Genomic DNA, 21,370 nt, shown 5'->3' with positions numbered 1-21,370 from the left:
TCAATATTTTTAATGGATGTGAGAAAATGATCGATCCGAAAGCCGAAACGCTGCTCACCGCGGCGCGGCTTCAAAGCTTCACCCGGGCCGCCGAAGAGCTTTGTCTCACCCAGCCCGCCGTGAGCCACCATATCAGCCAATTAGAAAAGGAACTGGGAGCAAAACTGTTTTTGCGGGGCAAAAACGGGCTGAAACTCACCCCGGAAGGGGAACTTGCCGTCAAATATGCCCGCCGCATGAAAGCGATGTATGAACAGCTGAAAACCGAAACTTCCGATTTCGGCAAACATCTCACCAAGCTGCGCGTGGGCATCACCCACACTTCCGAAAGCAACGAGGTGGCCGAAGTGCTGGCCCGATACAGCAGCCAAAACCCCGGCGTAAAGATTATGTTAATCACTGAATCCATAAATAATCTTTATGATATGTTGGAAAATTATGAGCTTGACCTGGCCATCACCGAAGGCAAGCCCCACAATCCGCAGCTGCATTCGCTGCTGCTGGACACCGACTATCTGGTTTGCGTGGTGGCCAATGAAAACCCGCTGGCCCAAAAATCGATGGTCACGCTGGAAGAGATCCGCCGCGAAAAGCTGATTTTGCGCCTGCCCCATTCCGAAACGCGCAACCTGTTTTTATCGCATCTCATGAGCATCCATGAATCCATCGATTCTTTCAATGTGATCTTAGAAGTGGATAATATCGCCACCATCAAAGACTGCATCCGCAAAGATCTGGGCATTTCCATTCTGGCCAAAAGCGCCTGTATGGATGAACTCCGCAAAGGCAAGATCACCGTTTTGCCCATCGAAAACCTCAGCATGGTGCGCCAGACCAACATCGTTTATCACGAAGATTTCTCTCACAGCGAGGTGCTTCAGGGCTTTTTGGATCTTTATCATAAATCTGTGGGCGATGCCGCTTCCCCGGCAAAATAACTTTCCGTCAAGAACAAAATTGCCTGTGCTGTTTTCTGTTCCTTCCTGCCGGAAGAAAAAATCCAACGCAGAAAAGCGTAAACTTTTTTGTGCGCTCTGATCGCTTTTTCTCTTTGCGCCGCGTCCACCGTTTCTAAACAAAAAGCCGCCCCGCATCGGCGAAAACCGATGCGGGGCGGCTCTATTTTCATCAAAAGCTATGCGATTTTAGAAAGTTCCACATTATAGGTGCTCATATACCAGTTCTTGCCGACCTTCACCATATCCACAGTGCCGGCCTGGGTCACTTTGCCGCTGTCGCCCTTGCAGGTCACTTCAAAGCTCACCTGATTGACTTCGCTGACCTTGCTGAAGCTGCTTTGATATTGGTTCAGCGAAGATGCGCCGCCGCTCTGATCTTTGGTGACTTTCACGCTGACGGTGACATTTTCGCCCACCTGTTTCTGCATATCTTCCACATAGGAAGTGTAGATGTTTGTGCCGATGCCGCCCAGCGTGGCACCCGCGGTGAAGGTATCTCTCAATTCTTCGGGCAGGCATTTGGGCATTTCATCGAAATTGCCGCCATACAGGCCGCTATAGAATTTGCCCAGCACTTTTTCGGCGGATGCCTGTTCGCCATACAGCGAGGGCAGCAGAAGGATCGCGGCCAGAATAGCCACCAGAACCACCACGCCCAGCACAAGATAGATCAGCGGCATGGGGCTGCGGATCGCTTCTTCTTTTTTCTTGATTGCTTTTGCTTTCGTCTGACTCATAGTCATGGTCTCCTTCGAGAAGAAAGTTCATCGCCTCAGCAGTTTTTCCGCCGCGTTTTCCAGCCGCTCACAGCGTCTGGCCGCCTGTTTTTCAGAACCGCCGTAGGCGTGGATATAGCACTTGATCTTGGGTTCTGTGCCCGAAGGGCGCACCGCCACACCTGTGCCATCACATAGTTCATAGTATAACATATCCGCGCCGAAAAGCGAAAGTTTTTCTGTTTTTTCGGGCAAAAATGTGGTGCGTGTTCCGTTGAGATAATCGCGGATGGCATGGATGCGGGTGGAAGCCAGTTCCCCCGGCGGCGAAAGGCGCAGCCGCTTCATGGCGAGGGCCATCTCTTCCATGGCCTCATTGCCCGGGAAAACCACATTCACCGCGCCTTCCTGAAAATAACCGTATTGAAAATGCTGATGATGAATGGCATGAAACAGCGTTTTGCGGCGGCGATGCTGCTGGGCGGCCATCAAACAAACCACCATCGCGGCGGCAATGCCGTCTTTATCGCGGCAATGGGTGCCCAGCATGAAGCCGCAGGCTTCTTCAAAGGCCATCAAAAACGCCCCGCCCTGCTTTTGCCATGCCTGCGCCGCCGCGGCCATATGCTTGAACCCCGTGAAGGTGGTCAAGCATTCCGCGTCATATTCGGCCGCCACGCGGTTGGCCAGCGGCGAAGAAACCACCGTTTTCACAATGGCGGGCCGCGGGCGCGCTTCTTCGGCCCGATATTGTTTCAGCATCCATTCGGCCATCAGGCAGCCCAGCTGGTTGGAATTGACGCGGCGATATTCCCCGCCGTCAAGCGCCATGACCCCCAGCCGGTCGGCATCGGGGTCGGTGGCCAAAATCAGGTCGGCCTGTGTCTGCCGCGCCACCCGCAGCGCTTCGGTGAAAGCGCCGTCGAATTCGGGGTTGGGGCTTTCCACCGTTGGAAAATCGCCGTCGGGCTGCATCTGGTTGGCCGCATAAAACACGGTTTCGAACCCCAGCTCTTTGAAAAGCCGGGGCATCAGCGCGCCGCCCACCCCATGCAGCGGGGTATAAACGATGCGCAGCTTTTTCGCCGCGGCGGGTTCCGGCGCGGCGCCGCGGGCCAGCCGCTTCACCGCTTCCAGATAAGCTTCATCCAGTTCATCGCCTTGCAGCGAAAGCCAGGCTTCGGGCGCGGGCGCGCCCGCTTTGCCATATTCCAGAAGGGGCAGGCTTTCATAAATGCCCGCCACGGCGCGGCTTTCCTCATCGGTCAGCTGGGCGCCGCCGGCCCCATAAAGCTTGCATCCGTTATATTCTTTGGTGTTGTGGCTGGCGGTGATGTTCAGCCCACCCGCCGCGCCATAATAAAGCACGGAAAACGAAAGCTCGGGGGTGGGCCGCGGTTCGGCAAACAGATAAACCGGGATGCCCATGGCCCGCAAAAGCGCCGCCGCGTGGCGGGCAAGCTCCTTGCTCTGATGGCGGCCATCAAACCCCACGCAGACCCCGCGTTCCCGCGCGGTTTCGCTCTGGCCCAGAACCCAGCGGCCAAACGCTTCGGCCAGAGCCCCCAGCGTGAAACGGTTGAACCGCCCCGGCCCCATGGCCATCACGCCGCGCACCCCCGCCGTTCCGAAAAGCAAAGGTTGGGCAAAGGCTTCTTCCAAACGGCCGCCGCGCTCCATCTCTTCCAGCTCGCGCAGTTCGCGCTCGTTTAAGACGCCCGCTTCGCGCCAGCGCGCCATCTCTTGCTGTGTTTCCATTTTTCATGCCTCCTTCTGCTTTCTTTGGTTTTATCTTATCACAAATCGCTGGCATACGCCATTTTGTCAAAAAAATTTTACCGCGTTTGCTCTGGCCAAACCTTTCCAAAAAAGGTATGATAAAGGCAGGAAAAAACAAAATATTTGTATTATTATCTATAGATATTACAAAGAGTTATGGAGGAATGCATCATGCCCCACGAAACCATCGAAGTGACCATGGATGCGAAAAAGCATATCGCTTTGGTCGCCCATGATAACATGAAACAGGATCTGATCGATTGGGCCAAGGCCCACCGCGAAATGCTGGCGCGCCATTTTCTTTGCGGCACAGGCACCACCGCCACTCTGGTGGCCCGCGAAACCGATCTGCCCGTTACCCCTTATCGCAGCGGCCCGCTGGGCGGAGATATGCAGATCGGCGCGCGCATCGCCGAGGGCGATATCGATTTTATGATCTTCTTTTGGGATCCGCTGACACAGCAGCCCCACGACCCCGATGTGAAGGCCCTGCTGCGCATCGCCGCGCTTTATAACATCCCCGTGGCCACCAACCGCGCCACCGCCGATTTTTTGCTGACTTCTTCGCTGATGGAACAGCCTTATCGCCGCCATGTGATGGATCTGGAAAGCCATATGCGCAGACGCACCGAAAAATAAGATCGAGCCCGCAGCCACCGAAAAATAAGGGAAAGGCATCCTTGCCGTTTGGCAAGGATGCCTTTTATTCTTGCGCCGACGCCCTGCGGCCAAACCACGCCGTCTGCGGCGCAGGCGGGAGCCTTGCCATGAAAAAAACATTGCTCATGCGGCGGCTCTCTGCTTTTCTGCCGCGGCTCGCGCTTTGTCGGTTGTATCTTTCCGTGAAATTTAGTATAATGAAAACCGCATGGGGGGCTGACCCTCAAGTTCAGAACGAAAAAAGATTTTTCGGAAAGGCTGACTTTATGAATTACGATGTAGCAATTATCGGCGGCGGGATCGGCGGCCTGATGACGGCCTATCACCTGCTGGAAGAAAACCCCGGTTTGAAAATCGCTATTTTTGAAAAAGGCTATCCCCTGGAAAAGCGTGTCTGCCCCATTGTGGCGGGCAAAAGCAAATCCTGCATCAGCTGCCCCATCTGCTCGATCACCGAGGGCATGGCCGGCGCGGGCGCTTTTTCCGATGGCAAATATGTGATCTCCACCGAATACGGCGGCTGGCTGCCCGAATTTCTGCCCGACCGCACCGTGATCGAATATATTGAAAAAGCCGACAAGGTGCTGGTGAAATTCGGCGCCACCACCGAACGCTATATGCCCTCTAACGATCTCAAGCGTCTCTGCCTGCAATATGACCTGCATATGGCCCAGGCCCAGCTGAAGCATCTGGGCACCGACAGCAATTTTGAAACCATGCGCAAGCTGATCGAGGCCCTGGGGCAGCATTGCGAGATCCATCCCGGCTGCAATGTCATCGCCGTGGATAAGGCGGCGCACACCCTCACCTATGTGGAAAACAGCGCCGAACACACCGTTTCGGCCGATGTGATCGTGTTTGCCGTGGGCCGCGCGGGCAGCAAATTCTTCAGCGAATGGTGCCTCGAAAACAAGGTGCCCCTGCAGAACAATCAGGTGGATATCGGCGTTCGCGTGGAACTGCCCTCGATGATCTGGGAGCATTTTTCCAAAGTGATCTATGAACCCAAGATCAGCTATCGCACCCGGGGCTATGGCGATCTTTGCCGCATGTTCTGCTTCAACGAACGCGGCAATGTGGTGATGGAAAACACCGACGGCGTGTTCACCGTCAACGGCCATTCCTATCGCGAAGAACACCGCAAAACCCAAAACAGCAATTTCGCCCTGCTTTCCACCATGCGTTTCACCGCGCCCTTCAAGCGCCCCATCGATTATGCCCGCCATGTGGCGGGGCTCGCCAACCTGCTTTCGGATGGCGGCGTGATCGTTCAGCGTCTGGGCGATTTAGAGATCGGCCGCCGCAGCGATGAAAAGCGCATCCGCCAGGGCACCGTGAACCCCACCCTGGAAGCCACCGCCGGCGATCTGAGCCTTTGCCTGCCCAAACGCCAGCTGGATAACATCATCGAAATGCTGCACGCGCTGGATCAGGTGGCCCCGGGCACCGCCAATTATGATACTTTGCTTTACGGCATCGAATGCAAATATTATTCCGCGCGGCCCGAGATGGAAAACTTCGTTCTGGCGGGCTGCAAAGATATTTATGCCATCGGCGACGGCGCCGGCGTCACCCGTTCGCTGAGCCAGGCCGCGGCCAACGGCATGTATGTGGCCGACCTGATTTTGAAATCATAGAAAAGAGGAACCGTCATGCTGAAACTTTTGAAGAATTGCGATGTTTATGCCCCCAAGCATCTGGGAATGCGCGAAATTCTGATCGCCGATTCGAAGATCATGAAAATCGCCGAAAAAATCGAAGGCTACGCCGGGTTAGACGGCGTGGAAGTGCTGGATATGGGCGGCAAGATCGTGGCCCCCGGCCTGATCGATATCCATGTGCATGTGACGGGCGGCGGCGGCGAGCAGGGTTACCACAGCCGCACCCCCGAGCTGAACCTCAGCGAACTCATCCGCAACGGCGTGACCACCGTTTTGGGCCTGCTGGGCACAGACGGCACTTCGCGCAGCCTCATCAACCTGCTGGGCAAGCTGACAGCGCTTGAAACCGAAGGCATCACCACCTATATGCTCACGGGCGCTTATCAATATCCCTCGCCCACCCTCACCGACAGCGTGCTGAAAGATATCATGGTGATCGATAAGATCATCGGCTGCAAGCTGGCCATGAGCGACCACCGCAGCTCCACCATCACTGTGGATGAACTGACCCGCCTTGCCAGCGATGTGAACATGGGCGGCATGCTCAGCGGAAAAGCCGGCCTGCTCACCATCCATACCGGCGTGCGCGAAGGCAAGCTTGACCCGATCTTTGAAGCGCTCAAGCGCAGCGATGTGCCGGTGGAAACCTTTTTGCCCACCCATGTGGGGCGCAATTATGCCCTGCTGGATGAAGCCATCAAGCTGGCCAATATGGGCGGCAATTTCGATCTCACCGCCAGCGACGGCGAAAGCGAAAAGCCCAGCGCCGCCGATCTGCTGGCCTATTGCATCGAAAAAGGCGTGGATCTCGACCATGTTTCCCTCAGTTCCGACGGCAACGGCAGCCAGCCCCGTTTTGATGAAACAGGCCGCTGCATCGGCCTGACCTATGTCAGCCCCATGGTGCTGATGTGCGAAGTGCGCAAGGGCGTTCAGAAGCTGCATCTGCCTTTGGAAGAGCTGCTGCGCACCCTCACCACCTCCCCCGCCAAGCGGCTGGGCAAAGAAGGCGTGAAGGGATGTTTGAAAGAGGGCGCCGATGCCGATCTGGTGGCCTTTGACAGCGCGCTGCAAATCACCGATGTCATCGCCATGGGCAAGCTCGCCCTGCGCGACGGCGAGCTGAAAATGCGCGGCACTTTTGAAGCATAATTTTTCAGAGCATTGCCGCGGGGCAAACGATCTTGTTTGACCGCGCCAAAAAATCCGATGGGGGGCTGAGCAAATGCTGCGGCATTTGCTCAGCCCCCCTTTTTTGCTTCGGCCGCCCACCGGTTCTGCCCGGTTCAGCGCGTTATGCCTGCCCGAAATCCGCCAGCGCCTGCCCCGCGATGCGGTATACCGTCCACCCGTTCATGGGTTCGGCGCCCAGCGATAAATAAAAATCGATGCTTGGCTTGTTCCAATCCAGGCACCACCATTCCAGCCGGCCGCAGCCGCGCTCCACCGCGATCTGCGCCAGTTTTTTCAAAATGGCTTTGCCATAGCCCTTTTTGCGATATTGCGGCATCACATAAAGATCTTCTAAATAAAGGCCGGCGCGGCCCAGAAAGGTGGAAAAATTATGGAAAAACAAGGCGAAGCCCACTTCTTTCCCCTCGGCCACGGCCAGCAGCACCTCGGCCTTTTTTTCTTCAAAGATCCACTGTTCCAAAAGGCTTTCGGTGGCCACCACCTGATCTTCCATTTTTTCATAGACCGCCAGCTGGCGGATGAAAGAAAGGATCAGCGGCACATCTTCTTTTTGGGCGAAACGGAAAGAAACTTCTTGGCGGCTCATTGTTTTTTCTCCTTATTTTTTGGTTTAAACGGCCTCGGCGGTTTTTATGCCCCGAACTGCCGCAGATAAAGCGGAAGCTTTGTTTTTTCGTCGGTTCGGGCGCTTTGCACCTGCCCCCGGGTCAGATAAAAGCTGTGGCTCAGGTCTGCCCCGCATAGATCGGCGCCCCGCAGATCGGCCGCCAGAAAATTGGCGCCGCAAAGATCGCGGTTTTTCAGCGATGCGCCCAAAAGCAGACTGCCGCTGAAATCGGCGCCCCGCGTCGCCTGCGGTTTTTTGCCCACCAGATCTTTGGGGGCGGCGGTGGGTTCTGCGCCCAAAAAGGCGGCGCCCGCCTGCCATGCCGCGGCCAGAAGCGGCGTCAGCTTTTGGTGATAACCATGGGCATCCAGCCGCGCCAGTTCTTCACATGCCATCGATGTGAGCCGGGCGTTTTCTTCCACGGCGCAGCGGATCTGCTCTTCCAGCGATCCCGAAGAACACGCCAGCCGGGCCTGCCACAGAAAAAACAGCGCCAGCCGCAGCTGCATCAGCGTGAAAAAGCAGTCATACATCGTTTTGGGCGCGGTGATGCCTTCATTTTTCGCTTTTTGGGCGGCCAGCTGCCCCGCCCCCATACAATCGAAGTTCACGCAGCCGTGAAACCCCTTTTTCATCAGATCGGCGTGAACGCTGCATCGGTGGTCTTTCTGCAGATATTTGCAAGGTTCCCCCGCCATTTTATCGATGGGAAACCCTTCCTCCTTGGCGAAATACAGCGCTGTGCAGCAGATGCCTACGCAGGCGGCGCAATCGGTGACAAAGCTTTCGGCCAGCGTTTCCCCATTCAAAAGCTGCCAGAAATTTTCTTTCTCTGCCATCAGATCTCCTTCTTTCGCGTGTTGGAAACCTCGGGCGGGCGGGCTTCCTGCCAATCCCACGGCAGCAGCTCATCCAGCGTAACAACGGTATCTTCCGCCACCATGATCTGGGCTTTATGGTTCTCTTCATGCAGCTGGGCCATGAACTGGCGGCATCGGCCGCAGGGCGGAACGATCTTCCCCCGTTCATCCACCGCCACCGCCGCAATAATATGGCTTTCGCCCGCCGTCACCATGGCGGCAATGGCCGCGTGTTCCGCGCAGAAACCCATGGAACAGGCGGTATCGATATTGATACCCGTATAGATGGCGCCGCTCGCGGAAAGCAAAGCCGCCGCCACGCTGCCCACGCTGGTTCTTCCCGTCAGTTCCCGATGGCCCACCACCGCTTTGGCGCGGGCGATCATTTCCTTAAAATCCATAAGGGTTCTTCCTTTCTGCCGTTTTGCCTTGTTTCACACTCTCTGTTCGGGATGCTTTCTAAAAGATTTTTCAAGCATTCTTCCATGAGGAATGTTTGAAAAGTCTTTCAAGCCGCCATGCCTGTGAGCCGCCTTGCGCTGATGGCTTGTTCTCCCTTATTAAAATCTATGCGCGTTTTGCGCTTTTCAGGCCGTCAAATCCGCATTTTTGCGCTTTTCAGGCCGTCAAATCCTATTTTTGCGCCTTTAGGCTCTTTTAAACTGTCCGCATGCCGCCCGTTTGACTGTTTTCAAGCCGCAAAATTTCTTCGCATGATAAAAAATAAGGGATTGTCCCGATGGCATCATGCTCGGGACAATCCCTTCGGCTCTCAGCTGATCTTAGATCAGTTCAATGATCGCCATTTCAGCACCGTCGCCGCGTCTGGGCCCGATGCGAGTAATACGAGTATAGCCACCGTTGCGGTCAGCATACTTCGGCGCGATTTCGTCAAAAGTCTTTTTCACAACGGCTTCCTTTGTAATGAAAGCAAAGGCGGCGCGTTTGGAAGCAAGAGTGTTCTTCTTGCCCAAGGTGATCATTTTTTCTGCCAAAGGTCTAACTTCCTTGGCTCTTGTCACGGTTGTTTCAATTCTACCGTTCTCCAGCAGATAGGTGACCATAGCGCGCAGCATCGCTTTGCGATGGTCTGTGGTTCTGCCGAGTTTGCGGGTTCCTGGCATATCATTTACCTCCTTACGAGTTACTCCGGCACAAAGCCGCTCTGGCTTTGTGCCGGCGGTGTTTTATCAGTTATCGCCTTTATTGAGCATCAAGCCCATGTCAGCAAGCTTCTTGATCACTTCTTCCAGTGACTTGCGGCCCAGGTTGCGAACCTTCATCATGTCTTCTTCAGAAGTGTTGACAAGGTCGGCAACGGTGTTGATGCCGGCGCGTTTGAGGCAATTGAACGAGCGAACGGAAAGATCCAGTTCCTCGATGGTCATCTCAAACACTTTATCCTGCGTTGTCTCGCTCTTTTCCACCACTGTGGTCTTGCTGCCGATCTCATCGCTGAGATCCACGAACAAAGAAAGGTGGTCTGTAAGGATCTTCGCCGCAAGGGACACTGCATCGCGTGCTGCGATCGTGCGATCTGTCCAAACTTCCAGCGTCAGCTTATCAAAGTCTGTCATATCGCCCACGCGAGCATTTTCTACCACATAATTCACTTTATACACAGGGGAATAAAGCGAATCCACAGGGATGAGACCGATCACAGGCTGAGCGGGTTTGTTGCGCTCGGCCAAAGCGTATCCACGGCCGTGGTTGAGGGTCAGCTCCATGGTGAATTTTGCGTCGGGCATCAGCGTGCAGATGGGATGTTCGGGATTCAGGATCTCAACATCGGAATCGCAGCGGATGTCGCCTGCTGTGACGACCCCGGGGCAATTTGCCTCGATATAAACGGTTTTTTCGCCTTCACAATGCAGCTTAGCGATAATCCCTTTGACATTCAGGACGATCTCCGTCACATCCTCCTTCACGCCGGGAATTGCAGAGAACTCATGCTGAACGCCATCGATCTTGATGGTGGTAACAGCTGTTCCGGGCAAAGAGGAGAGCAGAATGCGGCGAAGGGAATTTCCGAGAGTGGTACCATAGCCGCGTTCCAAAGGTTCAACGACAAACTTGCCATAGGAGCCATCTTCATAGGCCTCGGCGCATTCGATGCGGGGCTTTTCTATTGCGATCATCAATTTACCCTCCTAATGATATATTCGCGTGTGTGTGTATATGAATGAGGGCTAATTTTACTTGGAGTACAGCTCGACGATGAGGTGTTCCTGAACGGGCAGGTCGATTTCCTCGCGGCTCGGCAGATTCACAACGGTTGCTGTGCCCTTTGTTTGATCAACGCTCAGCCATGCCAGCGCGGGTTTCGATGCGTTGGCTTCCAGCACTGCCTTGAATTTATCCAGGCTCATGCTCTTTTCGCGAATGGCGATCACATCGCCGGCTTTTACCAAATAAGAGGGGATGTTGACTTTTTTGCCGTTAACGGTGAAATGAGAATGCTTCACCAGCTGGCGTGCTTCGGGGCGGCTCATCGCAAAGCCCGCGCGATAAACCACATTGTCGAGGCGGCTTTCCAGAATGCGCAGCAGGTTTTCGCCTGTCATGCCGCTCTGGTTGTTGGCCATGTCGAAATAACCTTCGAACTGGCTTTCCAAAATGCCGTAATATCTTCTTGTCTTCTGCTTTTCACGCATCTGCAAGCCATATTCAGAGGGCTTCTTTCTTCCCTGGCCATGCTGGCCGGGTGCATAGGCGCGGCGGCCCAGCGAGCATTTATCCGAATAGCATCTGTCGCCCTTGAGGAACAGCTTTTCGCCTTCTCTGCGGCAGAGGCGGCAGGTTGCGTCTGTATATCTTGCCATTTATGATACCTCCGATTAAACTCTTCTTCTTTTGGGCGGACGGCAGCCGTTGTGAGGAATGGGGGTTACATCCTTGATCATTGTAACTTCCAGACCGGCGGCCTGCAAAGCGCGGATCGCGGCTTCACGGCCCGAACCGGGGCCCTTCACATAAACTTCCACGGTCTTCAGGCCATGTTCCATTGCGGCCTTTGCTGCGGTTTCGGCAGCTGTCTGCGCGGCAAACGGTGTGGATTTTCTGGAGCCACGGAAGCCCAGACCACCCGAAGAAGCCCAAGACAACGCGTTGCCGTTGAGATCGGTAATCGTTACGATCGTGTTGTTGAAAGAGGCGCGGATATGAGCGGCACCTTTCTCGATGTTTTTCTTTTCGCGGCGCTTTCTCGAAACAGCGGCGCCTTTTTTCACAGCTTGTGCTTTAGCCATTTTCCGTCCCCTCCTTACTTCTTCTTATTCGCAATGGTCTTTTTCGGGCCTTTGCGTGTTCTTGCGTTGGTCTTTGTGCGCTGACCGCGAACGGGCAGGCTCTTTCTATGTCTTACACCGCGATAGGAACCGATTTCCACCAAACGCTTGATGTTCAAAGCGACTTCTCTTCTCAGGTCGCCTTCCACCATATATTCGTGTTCGATCACTTCGCGCAGCTTTGCGGCTTCTTCTTCTGTCAGATCCTTGACTCTTGTGTCAGGATTAATGTTTGTCTTTACCAAAATCTCGTTGGAAAGAGTGCGGCCGATACCATAGACATAAGTCAGGCCGATTTCCACTCTTTTTTCACGGGGAAGGTCAACACCGGCAATACGAGCCATTTATTTCAGCACCTCCTGATGATTATTCTTGATTAGCCCTGTCTCTGCTTATGCTTGGGGTTTTCGCAAATGACCATTACACGGCCTTTTCTGCGGATTACCTTGCACTTTTCGCAGATGGGTTTCACGGACGGTTTCACTTTCATGTTCTGTACCTCCTGTTTTGCGGCTGTTACGCAGCAGTTTCGCTGCTTATTTGGATCGCCATGTGATCCTGCCGCGGGATAGATCATACGGTGACATTTCTAAGGTTACTTTGTCACCGGGCAGGATTTTGATGAAGTTCATCCTCAGCTTGCCCGAGATATGGGCCAGCACGCGGTGGCCGCCTGCCAGCTCTACCTGGAACATTGCATTTGGCAACGCCTCTATAACGGTACCTTCAACTTCGATCATATCTTCTTTTGCCAAACGAAATTACCTCCTCGGTTATTCTGCATTGACGGGCGATTCTGCTTCATTGATCGCCCTGCGGATATCACTGTTTGACAATTTCGCGCCCTCGCGCAAATGCTGGGCGGCAACGCTGTCGCTCTGCGCAAAGAACGAAACATGTTTGCGCTTTTTGCGTTTGGGGCTTTCGAGTCTGCGCAGCCGGCCATCGGCCAGCAGCAGATATTCGGCATCTTGCTCGAGGACCATCATCAGCCGGCCTTTATCGCGGCCGCTGACAGATCTCACGATGTCCGATTTTCGTATTTCAGGCTCCATCTCTTCCTCCGACTGCCGTTAAAATAATGGGGTCGCCTTCGGTGATCACAATGGTGTTTTCATAGTGTGCCGAAAGGCTTCCATCCGCTGTCTTAACTGTCCAACCGTTGGACATGGTTTTTACCTGCCAGGTTCCCTCATTGACCATGGGTTCAACGGCAATCGTCATGCCCGGAACCAGCCTTGGGCCCCTGCCGGGTTTGCCGTAATTGGGCACTTCGGGTTCTTCATGCAGCTTGGTGCCCACGCCGTGGCCTACGAATTCTCTCACCACGCCATAGCCATGCTTTTCGCAATAAACCTGAACAGCGTGCGAGATATCGGAAATTCTTTGCCCTTTGCGGGCAAATTTGATACCTTCATAGAAGCTCTGCCGTGTTACATCGATCAATTTCTGCGCTTCGGGCGAGATCTTGCCTGCCCCGAAGGTGCAGGCGCAATCGCCGTGATAGCCGTCATAGATCGCACCGACATCGATGCTGACGATGTCGCCTTCTTTGATCACATAATCCCCGGGGAACCCGTGGATCACCTCATCATTGACCGAGCAGCAGATCGTGGCGGGAAATCCGCCATATCCCAAAAACGAAGGGGTCGCCCCTGCCGCCTCGATCACTTTTCGGGCGCAATTGTCAAGCTCGCGGGTTGTAACACCCGGCGCAACCAGATCGCCGGCGGCTAATAAAGCCGCTTTTGCGATCTGACCCGCCTTGCTCATGATTTTAAGTTCATGAGAAGATTTAACTGTTATCATTGAGAGATCCCCAGCGCCCCGAATACTTGGCGTGTTGTTTCGGAAAGCGCTTTTTGTCCTTGCACTTCCACCAAAATGCCCTTTTGGCGGTAATACTCTTTGATGGGTTCTGTCTCTCTGTGATAGATTTGCAGCCGTTGCTCGACCACCTCTTTGGTATCATCCTCGCGGATGGCAAGCGGCGAGCCGCATTTATCGCAGATATTCGCCTGTTTAGGCGGATTATCCTCCACATGATAGGTGGCTTGGCATTTGGTGCAGATGCGGCGGCCGGCCATGCGGTGTTCGATTTGTTCATCGCTCACCTCGATGGAAAGGGCCGCATCCAGATCCATAATTTCGCCAAGAGCAACAGCCTGGGCCTGTGTGCGGGGGAAGCCATCCAGGATCACGCCGTTTTTACAATCATCCTGCGCCACACGCTGGCGAACAAGATCAATGATCAGCGAGTCGGGCACCAGTTTGCCGCTATCCATATAAACCTTCACCTTTTCGCCGATCTCCGTGCCGTTTTTCATGGCGGCGCGAAGCAGGTTGCCGGTAGAGATCGTGGGGATATGCAGCTTTGCCGAAATCAGATCGGCCTGTGTGCCTTTGCCCGCTCCGGGTGCTCCTAAAAGAACCATTTTCATTGTTAAGCCTCCACAATGCTGCAGCGGAAACGCTGTTTATTCAAGGAAGCCCTTATAATGACGCATCAGCATCTGAGCTTCGATGAGCTTCACCGTTTCAAGCGCAACACCCACAAGGATCAGCACAGAGGTGCCGCCGATCGCCAGACCGCCCAGACCGTTGATATTACTCATGATCAAGGGGAAGATCGCGACCACACCCAGGAACAAAGCGCCCATCAGAGTGATTTTGTTCAGCACTTTAGCGATGAAATCCGTCGTGGGCTTGCCGGGACGGAAGCCGGGAATGAACCCACCGTTTTTCTTCAGGTTGTTGGAAACCTCGATGGGGTTAAACTGGATCGTTGCATAGAAATATGCGAACCCAACGATCAGCAGCGCATAGATCACGATATAAAGCAAACCGCGCTGGCTGAACGCCTTGCCGAAGTTATACCAGAAGGTGCCTTCGGCGGGGCTTAAAAACTGGATCAATGTGCCGGGGAAGGAGATAATGGAAGAAGCGAAGATGACAGGCATCACGCCGCTCATATTCACCTTCATGGGCAGGTGGGTCGATTGACCGCCATACATCTTGCGGCCGACCACACGCTTGGCATACTGAATGGGGATGCGGCGTTCCGCATTGGTGATGAACACGATGAACGCGATCATCGCCAGCGCAACAACCAGCACCACGATCACGGAAAGTACATTCATGCTGCCCGAGATCAGGCCGTTGATCATCCCCATCACGGCCGAGGGGCCGCGGGAAACGATGGAAGCAAACAGGATGATCGAAATGCCGTTGCCGACACCCTTCGAGTTGATCTGTTCGCCCAGCCACATCACAAAGGCAGAGCCTGCGGCAAAAGTCAAGATGATGACCACGGCGCTCCAGGCGTCGGTTCTGGTCAATACCTGGCTGCTGCGCAGCATGATGTAATAAGTCCAGCCCATCAAAAGGCCAAGGGCGATGGTCACATAACGGGTGATCGACGCCAGCTTTTTGCGGCCTTCTTCGCCGCCATCCTTCACCATGCGCTCCAGCGCCGGAATGGCGATCTGCAGCAGCTGCATGATGATGGAAGAGTTGATATACGGATATACCGACAAGGCGAAGATGGAAGCGGTTGAGAAACCGCCGCCGGATAAAGTGTTAAAGTAACCCAGCAGGGTATCGCTGTATTGTTTGAACACTTCAGCTAATTGCTTCGTGTCAACATAAGGCACATAGATCGCATAGCCAAAGCGGAAAACCACAAGCGCAAAAACCACATATAACAGCTTCTTGCGCAAATCGGGAATTTTCCACGCATTCTTGATTGTTTCAATCACAGCTATGCCTCCTCTGTTTTGCCTCCAGCGGCTTCAATTTTTGCTTTCGCAGAAGCGGTGAAGCCGGCAGCTTTCACGGTCAGCTTCTTTGTGAGTTCTCCGTTGCCTAAGATCTTAACGCCGTCGCAGGCTTTGCCGATCAGGCCTTTTTCCAGCATCGAAACAACGCAGATATGCGCGCCGTCTTCGAATACATTCAAAGCGCCAACACTGACTTCGGCATAATTCTTGGCAAAGATGTTGTTAAAGCCGCGCTTCGGCAAGCGTCTTGCCAAAGGCATCTGGCCGCCTTCAAAACCGGGGCGAACGCCGCCGCCGCTGCGGGCCCACTGGCCTTTATGGCCACGGCCGGCTGTTTTGCCGTTGCCGGTGCCAAGGCCGCGGCCTTTGCGCTTGCCTACCTGAGTAGAGCCGGGCGCCGGAGTTAATTCATGCAGTTTCATTTCGGCACCTCCTATTTGCAGGGCTCAACAGAGAGCAGATAGCCGATCAAAGCGATCTTGCCCTGTGTCTGAGCGTTGTTGGGCTGCACGGTCACATCGTCGATTTTCTTCAGGCCCAGTGCATGGGCTGTGGCGATGTGCTTGTCAAGTCTGCCTACCAGACTTTTTTTGAGAGTAATTTTAACCATATCCATCTCAGATTACCCCCTTATTTCGCCAGCTGCTCAACGGAAATTCCGCGGGCTTCCGCGACCTGGCCTGCATCTCTCAGAGAGGTCAGACCTTCCATTGTGGCAGCTACCACGTTCTGTTGGTTATTGGAACGCAGGCTCTTTGTACGGATATCTTTGATGCCGGCCATTTCAACAACGGCACGGACAGCGCCGCCGGCGATTACGCCGGTACCAGGGGCGGCGGGCTTCAGAAGCACGCGGCCTGCGCCGAATTTACCGATCACTTCGTGAGGAATTGTGGTTCCTTCCAAAGAGATTCTCACCAGGTTTTTCTTTGCGTCTTCGATTCCCTTGCGGATCGCGTCGGGAACTTCGGATGCTTTGCCAAGGCCGAAGCCTACAATGCCGTTCTGATCACCAACAACAACGAGTGCAGAAAATTTAAAGATTCGGCCGCCCTTAACGGTTTTGGAAACGCGGTTAAGCGCAACGACTCTTTCCTGCAGCTCCATGCTGCTTGCGTCGATTAACTGAGCCATATTCTACCTCCTCTTAAAACTGGAGTCCGCCCTCGCGGGCGCCCTCTGCGAGTTCTTTGACACGGCCATGGTAGAGATAGCCGCCGCGGTCAAACACGACAACTTCAATCCCCTTGGCTTTTGCTCTTTCAGCAACCATCTGGCCAACCTTTTTGGCAGCCTCTTTGTTGCCGCCGTAAATGTCAAAGCCTTTTTCTGTGCTGGAGGCAGAAACAAGAGTCATGCCGGTTGCGTCATCGATGATCTGCGCATAGATATGCTTCGCGCTGCGGAACACATCCAAACGAGGTCTTTCGGCTGTGCCGGAAACCTGAGCGCGCACTCTCTTATGTCTCTTGAGACGCTGAGCGTTCTTATTGATTGTTTTAACCATTTATGCGCACCCCCCTTATTTCTTCTTACCGCCGGTCTTGCCTTCCTTGCGGCGCACGACCTCGGTAGCGTATTTAATGCCTTTGCCCTTATAGGGTTCGGGCGGTCTCTTCGAGCGAACTTCGGCCGCGAACTGGCCAACCATCTGCTTGTCGCAGCCATGGATGATGATTTTGTTGGGGGCGGGAACTTCGATGGTGATGCCATCGGTCTCATCCACAAAAACCTGATGCGAGTAGCCCAGGTTCATCACCAGCTGCTTGCCCTGCTTTGCCACACGGTAACCAACGCCGTTGACTTCCAGCTCTTTTGAAAAGCCTTTTTCAACGCCTTCGATCATGTTGGCGATCAGGGTGCGGGTCAGGCCGTGAAGGGATTTGTGCAGCTTATCCTCAGAGGGGCGGCTGACAACCACATGGCCGTCTTCCACATTGATGATCATATCATGGTGCATGGTCTGTGTCAGGGAACCCTTGGGGCCCTTTACCGACACTACATTGCCCTTAACATCTACGGTCACGCCGGCAGGGATGCTAACGGGCATTCTTCCGATTCTGGACATATTCCGTTATCCTCCTTACCAAACGAATGCCAAGACTTCACCGCCGACATTCAGCTCACGGGCCTTCTTGTCAGTCATGATGCCTTTGGATGTGGATACGATCGCGATGCCCAGGCCTTTCAGCACTTTGGGCAGTTCTTCGGCGCCGGCATACACGCGCAGGCCGGGCTTCGAAACGCGGCGAAGGCCTGTGATGGCCTTTTCGCTGCCTTTATTCTGCTTCAGGGTGATATGGATCATGCCCTGAGCGCCATTTTCCACCAGATCAAAGGCTTTGATATAGCCTTCTTCCAACAGGATCTGGGCAATCGCCTTTTTCATGCCGGAAGTGGGCACATCGACTGTGCTGTGGCGTGCAGAGGTGGCGTTGCGGATACGCGTGAGCATATCAGCGATAGGATCTGTAATAACCATTAATTTTCCTCCTTACAGAAGTTAGAGATTGGTGTACCTTCTCCACTTTTCTTTGGGCGGGGCCCGGTGGGGCCCCTTACAACAAGGCGGTTTCCCGCCAAAAGCGCTTTTTACCAGCTTGCTTTGCGAACGCCGGGGATCTGGCCCTTGTAAGCCAGCTCACGGAAGCAGATACGGCAGATGCCATAATTGCGCAGATATGCGTGGGGTCTGCCGCAGATCTTGCATCTGTTATATTCTCTGCTTGAGAATTTCGCAGGGCGCTGCTGCTTTAAAACCATCGATTTCTTAGCCATCCGTCATTTCCTCCCTATTACTTTGCGAAGGGAGCGCCGAGCAGGGTAAGCAGCTCTCTTGCTTCTTCGTCGTTCTTTGCAGATGTGGTGAACACGATGTCCATGCCGCGGATTTTATCGATCTTATCATAATCGATTTCCGGGAAGATCAACTGTTCCTTCATGCCCACGGCATAGTTGCCGCGGCCGTCGAAGCCGTTGGGGTTGATGCCGCGGAAGTCGCGCACGCGGGGCAGCGCAACACTGAAGAAACGATCAAGGAATTCCCACATACGCTCGCCGCGCAGGGTGACCTTCGCGCCGATGGGCATTCCTTCACGCAGCTTGAAGTTCGCAACGGATTTCTTTGCCTTTGTGATCACGGGTTTCTGGCCTGTGATCTTTGCCAGATCGCTGACCACCGCGTCTAAAGCCTTGGAATTGTCGCGTGCTTCGCCGCAGCCGACATTCACTGTGATTTTATCCAGCTTGGGGATCTGCATGACGCTCTTATAAGAAAATTTCTTCATCAAAGCGGGTGCGACCTCATCCAGATATTTTTTCTTCATGCGAGGCACATAGGTGCTTTCATTTACATTAGCCATTGTATGTCCTCCTCCCCTTAAATGGTTTCGCCGCACTTGGAGCAAACTCTGACTTTCTCGCCGCTGGCAAGGATCTGATGTTTCACTCTTGTGGGCTTATCGCATTTGGGGCAAACGCGCATGACTTTGCAGGCGCGGATCGGGGTCTCCTGCTTCATGATGCCGGAGGGATCGCCCTGTTTGCGGGGTTTTACGTGCTTTGTGGCAAAATTGACACCTTCCACAACAACTTTTCCTTCAGAAGGAATCGTGTTGAGAACTTTGCCCTGCTTGCCTTTGTCTTTACCGGAAAGCACTATGACCTTGTCGCCTTTTTTTACATTGATGGTATTCATAGCGTCCTCCTTACAATACTTCGGGTGCCAGAGAGAGGATCTTCATATAATCCTTTTCACGAAGCTCTCTTGCTACCGGCCCAAAGATACGAGTGCCTTTGGGGTTTTTATCTTCTTTGATGATTACAGCCGCATTCTCATCGAAACGGATGTAAGAGCCGTCAGGGCGGCGCAGACCTTTTTTGGTGCGCACAACCACAGCGCGAACAACATCGCCTTTTTTGACCATGCCGCCGGGAGCTGCTTTTCTGACAGATGCGACGATCACGTCGCCAATGTTACCGTATCTGCGGGTAGAGCCGCCGAGAACACGGATGCATTTGAGTTCTTTTGCGCCGGTGTTATCCGCCACGCGCAGATAAGATTCCTGCTGTACCACGGCAAACCCTCCTTACTTCGCTTTTTCAATAATTTCTACAAGACGCCATCTCTTATCTTTCGAAAGGGGTCTTGTTTCCATGACCTTCACTCTGTCGCCGATGTTGGCTTCATTGTTTTCGTCATGGGCCTTTAACTTCAAAGTTCTTTTAATGAACTTTTTATACAGCGGATGCTGTACTCTATCTTCAATCGCAACAACGATGGTCTTATCCATTTTGTCAGACACGACCTTACCAACCCTCGTCTTGCGGAAAGCTCTTTCGCTCACCTACGTTACCTCCTTTGCCGCTTAAGACCGGGCCGCAAGCTCGCGCTCACGGATGATGGTCTTCACTTTAGCGATATCTCTTTTGACTTCGGCAATCTTAATCGGGTTATCGAGCTGGTTGAGAGCGTGCTGAAGTCTAAGATTGAAGAGATCTTTTTTCAGATCGACGAGTTTTGCGCTCAATTCCTCAGCGGAGAGCTCACGAATCTCTTTTGCCTTCATCATACTTCACCACCTGTTTTCTCTTCAAAGTCTGTTTTCTTCACAAACTTTGTCTTGATCGGCAGTTTGTGGCCGGCAAGGCGCATGGCCTCGCGAGCTGCTTCTTCTGTTACGCCGCCGATTTCAAACATCACTCTGCCGGGTTTTACCACAGCCACCCAATATTCGGGCGAGCCTTTACCGGAACCCATGCGGGTTTCAGCGGGCTTTTCTGTGATGGGCTTGTCAGGGAAGATCTTGATCCACACCTGGCCGCCTCTTTTTGTATAACGCGTCATGGCAATACGAGCAGCTTCGATCTGATTGCTTGTGATCCAAGCCGGCTCTAATGCCTGCAGGCCATATTCGCCGTTAGAAACAAAATTGCCTCTTGTGGCGCGGCCGGTCAGGCGGCCACGATGCACACGACGATATTTCACTCTCTTAGGCAGAAGCATTACTGCGCGCCTCCTTCCGTTCTCGGGGTCCGGGCTGCGGGTGCGCCACCCTGTCTGCCCTGGTTGTTGCGGTTAAAGCCGCCCTGGCGGTTATTGTTATAGCCGCGGCGGTCGCCGTTCTGGCGATCATTGCGATCACCGAAGTTTCTGCGGTCAGCTCCGTTGCGGTCGCGGCGGTCGCGGCGATCGCGGCGGGGGGCTTCCACTTCTGTGGTTCTGGGGCCGCCGGTCAGAATTTCGCCCTTATAAAGCCAAACCTTTACGCCGATGCGGCCATAGGTTGTTTTGGCTTCTGCGAAACCATAATCGATGTCGGCTCTCAGTGTCTGCAGGGGGATTGTGCCTTCGTGATAATGTTCTGTTCTGGCGATTTCAGCGCCGCCCAGACGGCCGGAAACACAAACCTTGATGCCTTTTGCGCCAAGCTTCATTGCGCGGGCGATCGCCTGCTTCATCGCGCGGCGGAAAGATGTTCTCTTTTCCAGCTGTGCTGCGATGTTTTCGGAAACCAGCTGTGCGTTGAGGTCGGGGCTTCTCACTTCAACAATGGAAATCAAAACGGGCTTGCCGATTTTCTTTTCCATGGTCGCGCGAAGCTTGTCGATCTCGGCGCCGCCTTTGCCGACAATGATGCCGGGGCGAGAGCAATGGATGATAATGCGGACATTCTTGTCGTTTCTTTCGATCTCGATCTGAGGAACGCCTGCAGCATAGAGTGTCTCTTTCAGGTATTTTCTGATATTGTAATCTTCTACCAAAAGGTCGCCGAAGGCGTCGTCTTTGGCATACCAGCGGGAATCCCAACCCTTGATTACGCCCACGCGAAGACCGTGGGGATTAACTTTCTGGCCCATAACTTACCT

The 21,370-nt window shown here is 53.9% G+C and carries 34 protein-coding genes; 4 read left to right on the top strand and 30 right to left on the bottom strand.

The annotated features are described in order from the left end of the window. Positions 1-26 precede the first annotated feature (26 nt). Positions 27-938: a LysR family transcriptional regulator gene (locus ACJA3I_RS02765; RefSeq protein WP_458863244.1), complete on the top strand. Its 912-nt coding sequence runs from the start codon at positions 27-29 to the stop codon at positions 936-938. Between the two features lie 197 nt (positions 939-1,135). Here ACJA3I_RS02765 and ACJA3I_RS02760 read toward each other — a convergent pair whose 3' ends face one another. Both ACJA3I_RS02760 and ACJA3I_RS02755 read right to left on the bottom strand, forming a co-directional pair. Next, on the bottom strand, positions 1,136-1,696 hold the full coding sequence (locus ACJA3I_RS02760; RefSeq protein WP_458863243.1) for a hypothetical protein: 561 nt from the start codon (positions 1,694-1,696) through the stop codon (positions 1,136-1,138). A gap of 27 nt (positions 1,697-1,723) precedes the next feature. Further along, entirely contained in the window at positions 1,724-3,433 is a 1,710-nt protein-coding gene (locus ACJA3I_RS02755) for a phospho-sugar mutase (protein ID WP_458863242.1), read from the bottom strand. 177 nt (positions 3,434-3,610) lie between these two features. Here ACJA3I_RS02755 and ACJA3I_RS02750 point away from each other — a divergent pair, with 177 nt between their 5' ends. From ACJA3I_RS02750 to iadA, 3 genes are all read left to right on the top strand, one after another. Next, complete coding sequence (locus tag ACJA3I_RS02750; protein ID WP_458863241.1) at positions 3,611-4,093, top strand: methylglyoxal synthase; 483 nt, start codon at positions 3,611-3,613, stop codon at positions 4,091-4,093. Positions 4,094-4,380: 287 nt separating this feature from the next. Next, complete coding sequence (locus ACJA3I_RS02745; protein WP_458863240.1) at positions 4,381-5,751, top strand: NAD(P)/FAD-dependent oxidoreductase; 1,371 nt, start codon at positions 4,381-4,383, stop codon at positions 5,749-5,751. Positions 5,752-5,766: 15 nt separating this feature from the next. Then, positions 5,767-6,927: a beta-aspartyl-peptidase gene (gene iadA, locus ACJA3I_RS02740; RefSeq protein ID WP_458863239.1), complete on the top strand. Its 1,161-nt coding sequence runs from the start codon at positions 5,767-5,769 to the stop codon at positions 6,925-6,927. A 142-nt stretch (positions 6,928-7,069) separates the two neighbouring features. On the opposite strand, the gene ACJA3I_RS02735 is transcribed toward iadA, so the two are convergent. The 28 genes from ACJA3I_RS02735 to rpsC all read right to left on the bottom strand — a co-directional run bounded on the left by ACJA3I_RS02735 (position 7,070) and on the right by rpsC (position 21,361). Then, positions 7,070-7,555, bottom strand: a complete 486-nt coding sequence (locus ACJA3I_RS02735) for a GNAT family N-acetyltransferase (protein WP_458863238.1) — start codon at positions 7,553-7,555, stop codon at positions 7,070-7,072. Positions 7,556-7,599: 44 nt separating this feature from the next. Further along, on the bottom strand, positions 7,600-8,415 hold the full coding sequence (locus ACJA3I_RS02730; RefSeq protein WP_458863237.1) for a pentapeptide repeat-containing protein: 816 nt from the start codon (positions 8,413-8,415) through the stop codon (positions 7,600-7,602). Continuing rightward, positions 8,415-8,837, bottom strand: coding sequence for a cytidine deaminase (locus ACJA3I_RS02725; protein WP_458863236.1), 423 nt, complete (start codon positions 8,835-8,837; stop codon positions 8,415-8,417). The genes ACJA3I_RS02730 and ACJA3I_RS02725 overlap by 1 nt, the downstream gene beginning before the upstream one ends. 381 nt (positions 8,838-9,218) lie before the next feature. Continuing rightward, the gene (gene rplQ / locus ACJA3I_RS02720; protein WP_458863235.1) at positions 9,219-9,560 is read right to left on the bottom strand and encodes a 50S ribosomal protein L17; all 342 of its coding nucleotides are present in this window, start codon (positions 9,558-9,560) and stop codon (positions 9,219-9,221) included. 66 nt (positions 9,561-9,626) lie between these two features. Continuing rightward, complete coding sequence (locus ACJA3I_RS02715) at positions 9,627-10,574, bottom strand: DNA-directed RNA polymerase subunit alpha (protein ID WP_458863234.1); 948 nt, start codon at positions 10,572-10,574, stop codon at positions 9,627-9,629. 57 nt (positions 10,575-10,631) lie between these two features. Next, entirely contained in the window at positions 10,632-11,258 is a 627-nt protein-coding gene (gene rpsD / locus ACJA3I_RS02710; protein WP_458863233.1) for a 30S ribosomal protein S4, read from the bottom strand. A 15-nt stretch (positions 11,259-11,273) separates the two neighbouring features. Next, entirely contained in the window at positions 11,274-11,684 is a 411-nt protein-coding gene (gene rpsK / locus ACJA3I_RS02705) for a 30S ribosomal protein S11 (RefSeq protein WP_458863232.1), read from the bottom strand. A gap of 14 nt (positions 11,685-11,698) precedes the next feature. Next, a complete protein-coding gene (gene rpsM / locus ACJA3I_RS02700) occupies positions 11,699-12,067 on the bottom strand; it encodes a 30S ribosomal protein S13 (RefSeq protein WP_458863231.1) in 369 nt (122 codons plus the stop codon). Positions 12,068-12,099: 32 nt separating this feature from the next. Then, entirely contained in the window at positions 12,100-12,213 is a 114-nt protein-coding gene (gene rpmJ / locus ACJA3I_RS02695; protein WP_458863230.1) for a 50S ribosomal protein L36, read from the bottom strand. A gap of 46 nt (positions 12,214-12,259) precedes the next feature. After that, positions 12,260-12,478, bottom strand: a complete 219-nt coding sequence (gene infA / locus ACJA3I_RS02690) for a translation initiation factor IF-1 (RefSeq protein ID WP_458863229.1) — start codon at positions 12,476-12,478, stop codon at positions 12,260-12,262. Between the two features lie 18 nt (positions 12,479-12,496). Further along, a complete protein-coding gene (locus ACJA3I_RS02685) occupies positions 12,497-12,778 on the bottom strand; it encodes a KOW domain-containing RNA-binding protein (protein ID WP_458863228.1) in 282 nt (93 codons plus the stop codon). Next, positions 12,768-13,532, bottom strand: coding sequence for a type I methionyl aminopeptidase (gene map / locus ACJA3I_RS02680; protein ID WP_458863227.1), 765 nt, complete (start codon positions 13,530-13,532; stop codon positions 12,768-12,770). The genes ACJA3I_RS02685 and map overlap by 11 nt, the downstream gene beginning before the upstream one ends. Continuing rightward, positions 13,529-14,164 (bottom strand): adenylate kinase, encoded by a 636-nt coding sequence (locus ACJA3I_RS02675; protein ID WP_458863226.1) that lies wholly within the window; start codon positions 14,162-14,164, stop codon positions 13,529-13,531. Before ACJA3I_RS02675 ends, map begins: the two co-directional genes overlap by 4 nt. Before the next feature lie 36 nt (positions 14,165-14,200). Further along, positions 14,201-15,481, bottom strand: a complete 1,281-nt coding sequence (secY, locus tag ACJA3I_RS02670) for a preprotein translocase subunit SecY (RefSeq protein ID WP_458863225.1) — start codon at positions 15,479-15,481, stop codon at positions 14,201-14,203. A 2-nt stretch (positions 15,482-15,483) separates the two neighbouring features. Continuing rightward, positions 15,484-15,924, bottom strand: coding sequence for a 50S ribosomal protein L15 (gene rplO / locus ACJA3I_RS02665; RefSeq protein WP_458863224.1), 441 nt, complete (start codon positions 15,922-15,924; stop codon positions 15,484-15,486). A gap of 11 nt (positions 15,925-15,935) precedes the next feature. Next, complete coding sequence (rpmD, locus tag ACJA3I_RS02660; RefSeq protein WP_458863223.1) at positions 15,936-16,118, bottom strand: 50S ribosomal protein L30; 183 nt, start codon at positions 16,116-16,118, stop codon at positions 15,936-15,938. 14 nt (positions 16,119-16,132) lie between these two features. Next, positions 16,133-16,636, bottom strand: coding sequence for a 30S ribosomal protein S5 (gene rpsE, locus ACJA3I_RS02655; protein WP_458863222.1), 504 nt, complete (start codon positions 16,634-16,636; stop codon positions 16,133-16,135). Between the two features lie 13 nt (positions 16,637-16,649). Continuing rightward, positions 16,650-17,009, bottom strand: a complete 360-nt coding sequence (gene rplR / locus ACJA3I_RS02650) for a 50S ribosomal protein L18 (RefSeq protein WP_458863221.1) — start codon at positions 17,007-17,009, stop codon at positions 16,650-16,652. Positions 17,010-17,024: 15 nt separating this feature from the next. After that, the gene (gene rplF, locus ACJA3I_RS02645; RefSeq protein ID WP_458863220.1) at positions 17,025-17,570 is read right to left on the bottom strand and encodes a 50S ribosomal protein L6; all 546 of its coding nucleotides are present in this window, start codon (positions 17,568-17,570) and stop codon (positions 17,025-17,027) included. A 15-nt stretch (positions 17,571-17,585) separates the two neighbouring features. After that, a complete protein-coding gene (gene rpsH / locus ACJA3I_RS02640) occupies positions 17,586-17,984 on the bottom strand; it encodes a 30S ribosomal protein S8 (protein ID WP_458863219.1) in 399 nt (132 codons plus the stop codon). 110 nt (positions 17,985-18,094) lie between these two features. Then, positions 18,095-18,280: a type Z 30S ribosomal protein S14 gene (locus tag ACJA3I_RS02635; RefSeq protein WP_458863218.1), complete on the bottom strand. Its 186-nt coding sequence runs from the start codon at positions 18,278-18,280 to the stop codon at positions 18,095-18,097. Between the two features lie 17 nt (positions 18,281-18,297). Further along, complete coding sequence (gene rplE / locus ACJA3I_RS02630) at positions 18,298-18,864, bottom strand: 50S ribosomal protein L5 (RefSeq protein ID WP_458863217.1); 567 nt, start codon at positions 18,862-18,864, stop codon at positions 18,298-18,300. Positions 18,865-18,881: 17 nt separating this feature from the next. Continuing rightward, positions 18,882-19,199, bottom strand: a complete 318-nt coding sequence (rplX, locus tag ACJA3I_RS02625) for a 50S ribosomal protein L24 (RefSeq protein WP_458863216.1) — start codon at positions 19,197-19,199, stop codon at positions 18,882-18,884. Between the two features lie 10 nt (positions 19,200-19,209). After that, the gene (rplN, locus tag ACJA3I_RS02620) at positions 19,210-19,578 is read right to left on the bottom strand and encodes a 50S ribosomal protein L14 (RefSeq protein ID WP_458863215.1); all 369 of its coding nucleotides are present in this window, start codon (positions 19,576-19,578) and stop codon (positions 19,210-19,212) included. A 12-nt stretch (positions 19,579-19,590) separates the two neighbouring features. Beyond that, a complete protein-coding gene (rpsQ, locus tag ACJA3I_RS02615) occupies positions 19,591-19,848 on the bottom strand; it encodes a 30S ribosomal protein S17 (RefSeq protein WP_458863214.1) in 258 nt (85 codons plus the stop codon). A 21-nt stretch (positions 19,849-19,869) separates the two neighbouring features. Then, a complete protein-coding gene (gene rpmC, locus ACJA3I_RS02610) occupies positions 19,870-20,070 on the bottom strand; it encodes a 50S ribosomal protein L29 (protein WP_458863814.1) in 201 nt (66 codons plus the stop codon). Continuing rightward, positions 20,070-20,507 carry a 50S ribosomal protein L16 gene (gene rplP / locus ACJA3I_RS02605; protein WP_458863213.1) on the bottom strand — a complete coding sequence of 146 codons (438 nt, stop codon included), beginning with the start codon at positions 20,505-20,507 and terminating at the stop codon, positions 20,070-20,072. Before rplP ends, rpmC begins: the two co-directional genes overlap by 1 nt. Continuing rightward, positions 20,507-21,361, bottom strand: a complete 855-nt coding sequence (rpsC, locus tag ACJA3I_RS02600) for a 30S ribosomal protein S3 (RefSeq protein ID WP_458863212.1) — start codon at positions 21,359-21,361, stop codon at positions 20,507-20,509. Before rpsC ends, rplP begins: the two co-directional genes overlap by 1 nt. Positions 21,362-21,370 lie beyond the last annotated feature (9 nt).

It is taken from the genome of Acidaminobacterium chupaoyuni, from assembly GCF_047936785.1.
GTDB lineage: Bacteria > Bacillota > Clostridia > Oscillospirales > Butyricicoccaceae > Acidaminobacterium > Acidaminobacterium chupaoyuni.
Note: the sequence above shows the minus strand (reverse complement) of the source record. Positions and strands in the feature narration are given on the sequence as shown.

Bases quoted from the DNA above. Each gene is read 5' to 3' on its own strand.
- ACJA3I_RS02765 (WP_458863244.1), top strand. From the start codon at position 27: ATGATCGATCCGAAAGCCGAAACGCTGCTCACCGCGGCGCGGCTTCAA.
- ACJA3I_RS02760 (WP_458863243.1), bottom strand. From the start codon at position 1,696: ATGAGTCAGACGAAAGCAAAAGCAATCAAGAAAAAAGAAGAAGCGATC.
- ACJA3I_RS02755 (WP_458863242.1), bottom strand. From the start codon at position 3,433: ATGGAAACACAGCAAGAGATGGCGCGCTGGCGCGAAGCGGGCGTCTTA.
- ACJA3I_RS02750 (WP_458863241.1), top strand. From the start codon at position 3,611: ATGGAGGAATGCATCATGCCCCACGAAACCATCGAAGTGACCATGGAT.
- ACJA3I_RS02745 (WP_458863240.1), top strand. From the start codon at position 4,381: ATGAATTACGATGTAGCAATTATCGGCGGCGGGATCGGCGGCCTGATG.
- iadA (WP_458863239.1), top strand. From the start codon at position 5,767: ATGCTGAAACTTTTGAAGAATTGCGATGTTTATGCCCCCAAGCATCTG.
- ACJA3I_RS02735 (WP_458863238.1), bottom strand. From the start codon at position 7,555: ATGAGCCGCCAAGAAGTTTCTTTCCGTTTCGCCCAAAAAGAAGATGTG.
- ACJA3I_RS02730 (WP_458863237.1), bottom strand. From the start codon at position 8,415: ATGGCAGAGAAAGAAAATTTCTGGCAGCTTTTGAATGGGGAAACGCTG.
- ACJA3I_RS02725 (WP_458863236.1), bottom strand. From the start codon at position 8,837: ATGGATTTTAAGGAAATGATCGCCCGCGCCAAAGCGGTGGTGGGCCAT.
- rplQ (WP_458863235.1), bottom strand. From the start codon at position 9,560: ATGCCAGGAACCCGCAAACTCGGCAGAACCACAGACCATCGCAAAGCG.
- ACJA3I_RS02715 (WP_458863234.1), bottom strand. From the start codon at position 10,574: ATGATCGCAATAGAAAAGCCCCGCATCGAATGCGCCGAGGCCTATGAA.
- rpsD (WP_458863233.1), bottom strand. From the start codon at position 11,258: ATGGCAAGATATACAGACGCAACCTGCCGCCTCTGCCGCAGAGAAGGC.
- rpsK (WP_458863232.1), bottom strand. From the start codon at position 11,684: ATGGCTAAAGCACAAGCTGTGAAAAAAGGCGCCGCTGTTTCGAGAAAG.
- rpsM (WP_458863231.1), bottom strand. From the start codon at position 12,067: ATGGCTCGTATTGCCGGTGTTGACCTTCCCCGTGAAAAAAGAGTGGAA.
- rpmJ (WP_458863230.1), bottom strand. From the start codon at position 12,213: ATGAAAGTGAAACCGTCCGTGAAACCCATCTGCGAAAAGTGCAAGGTA.
- ACJA3I_RS02685 (WP_458863228.1), bottom strand. From the start codon at position 12,778: ATGGAGCCTGAAATACGAAAATCGGACATCGTGAGATCTGTCAGCGGC.
- map (WP_458863227.1), bottom strand. From the start codon at position 13,532: ATGATAACAGTTAAATCTTCTCATGAACTTAAAATCATGAGCAAGGCG.
- ACJA3I_RS02675 (WP_458863226.1), bottom strand. From the start codon at position 14,164: ATGAAAATGGTTCTTTTAGGAGCACCCGGAGCGGGCAAAGGCACACAG.
- rplO (WP_458863224.1), bottom strand. From the start codon at position 15,924: ATGAAACTGCATGAATTAACTCCGGCGCCCGGCTCTACTCAGGTAGGC.
- rpmD (WP_458863223.1), bottom strand. From the start codon at position 16,118: ATGGATATGGTTAAAATTACTCTCAAAAAAAGTCTGGTAGGCAGACTT.
- rpsE (WP_458863222.1), bottom strand. From the start codon at position 16,636: ATGGCTCAGTTAATCGACGCAAGCAGCATGGAGCTGCAGGAAAGAGTC.
- rplR (WP_458863221.1), bottom strand. From the start codon at position 17,009: ATGGTTAAAACAATCAATAAGAACGCTCAGCGTCTCAAGAGACATAAG.
- rplF (WP_458863220.1), bottom strand. From the start codon at position 17,570: ATGTCCAGAATCGGAAGAATGCCCGTTAGCATCCCTGCCGGCGTGACC.
- rpsH (WP_458863219.1), bottom strand. From the start codon at position 17,984: ATGGTTATTACAGATCCTATCGCTGATATGCTCACGCGTATCCGCAAC.
- ACJA3I_RS02635 (WP_458863218.1), bottom strand. From the start codon at position 18,280: ATGGCTAAGAAATCGATGGTTTTAAAGCAGCAGCGCCCTGCGAAATTC.
- rplE (WP_458863217.1), bottom strand. From the start codon at position 18,864: ATGGCTAATGTAAATGAAAGCACCTATGTGCCTCGCATGAAGAAAAAA.
- rplX (WP_458863216.1), bottom strand. From the start codon at position 19,199: ATGAATACCATCAATGTAAAAAAAGGCGACAAGGTCATAGTGCTTTCC.
- rpmC (WP_458863814.1), bottom strand. From the start codon at position 20,070: ATGAAGGCAAAAGAGATTCGTGAGCTCTCCGCTGAGGAATTGAGCGCA.
- rplP (WP_458863213.1), bottom strand. From the start codon at position 20,507: ATGCTTCTGCCTAAGAGAGTGAAATATCGTCGTGTGCATCGTGGCCGC.
- rpsC (WP_458863212.1), bottom strand. From the start codon at position 21,361: ATGGGCCAGAAAGTTAATCCCCACGGTCTTCGCGTGGGCGTAATCAAG.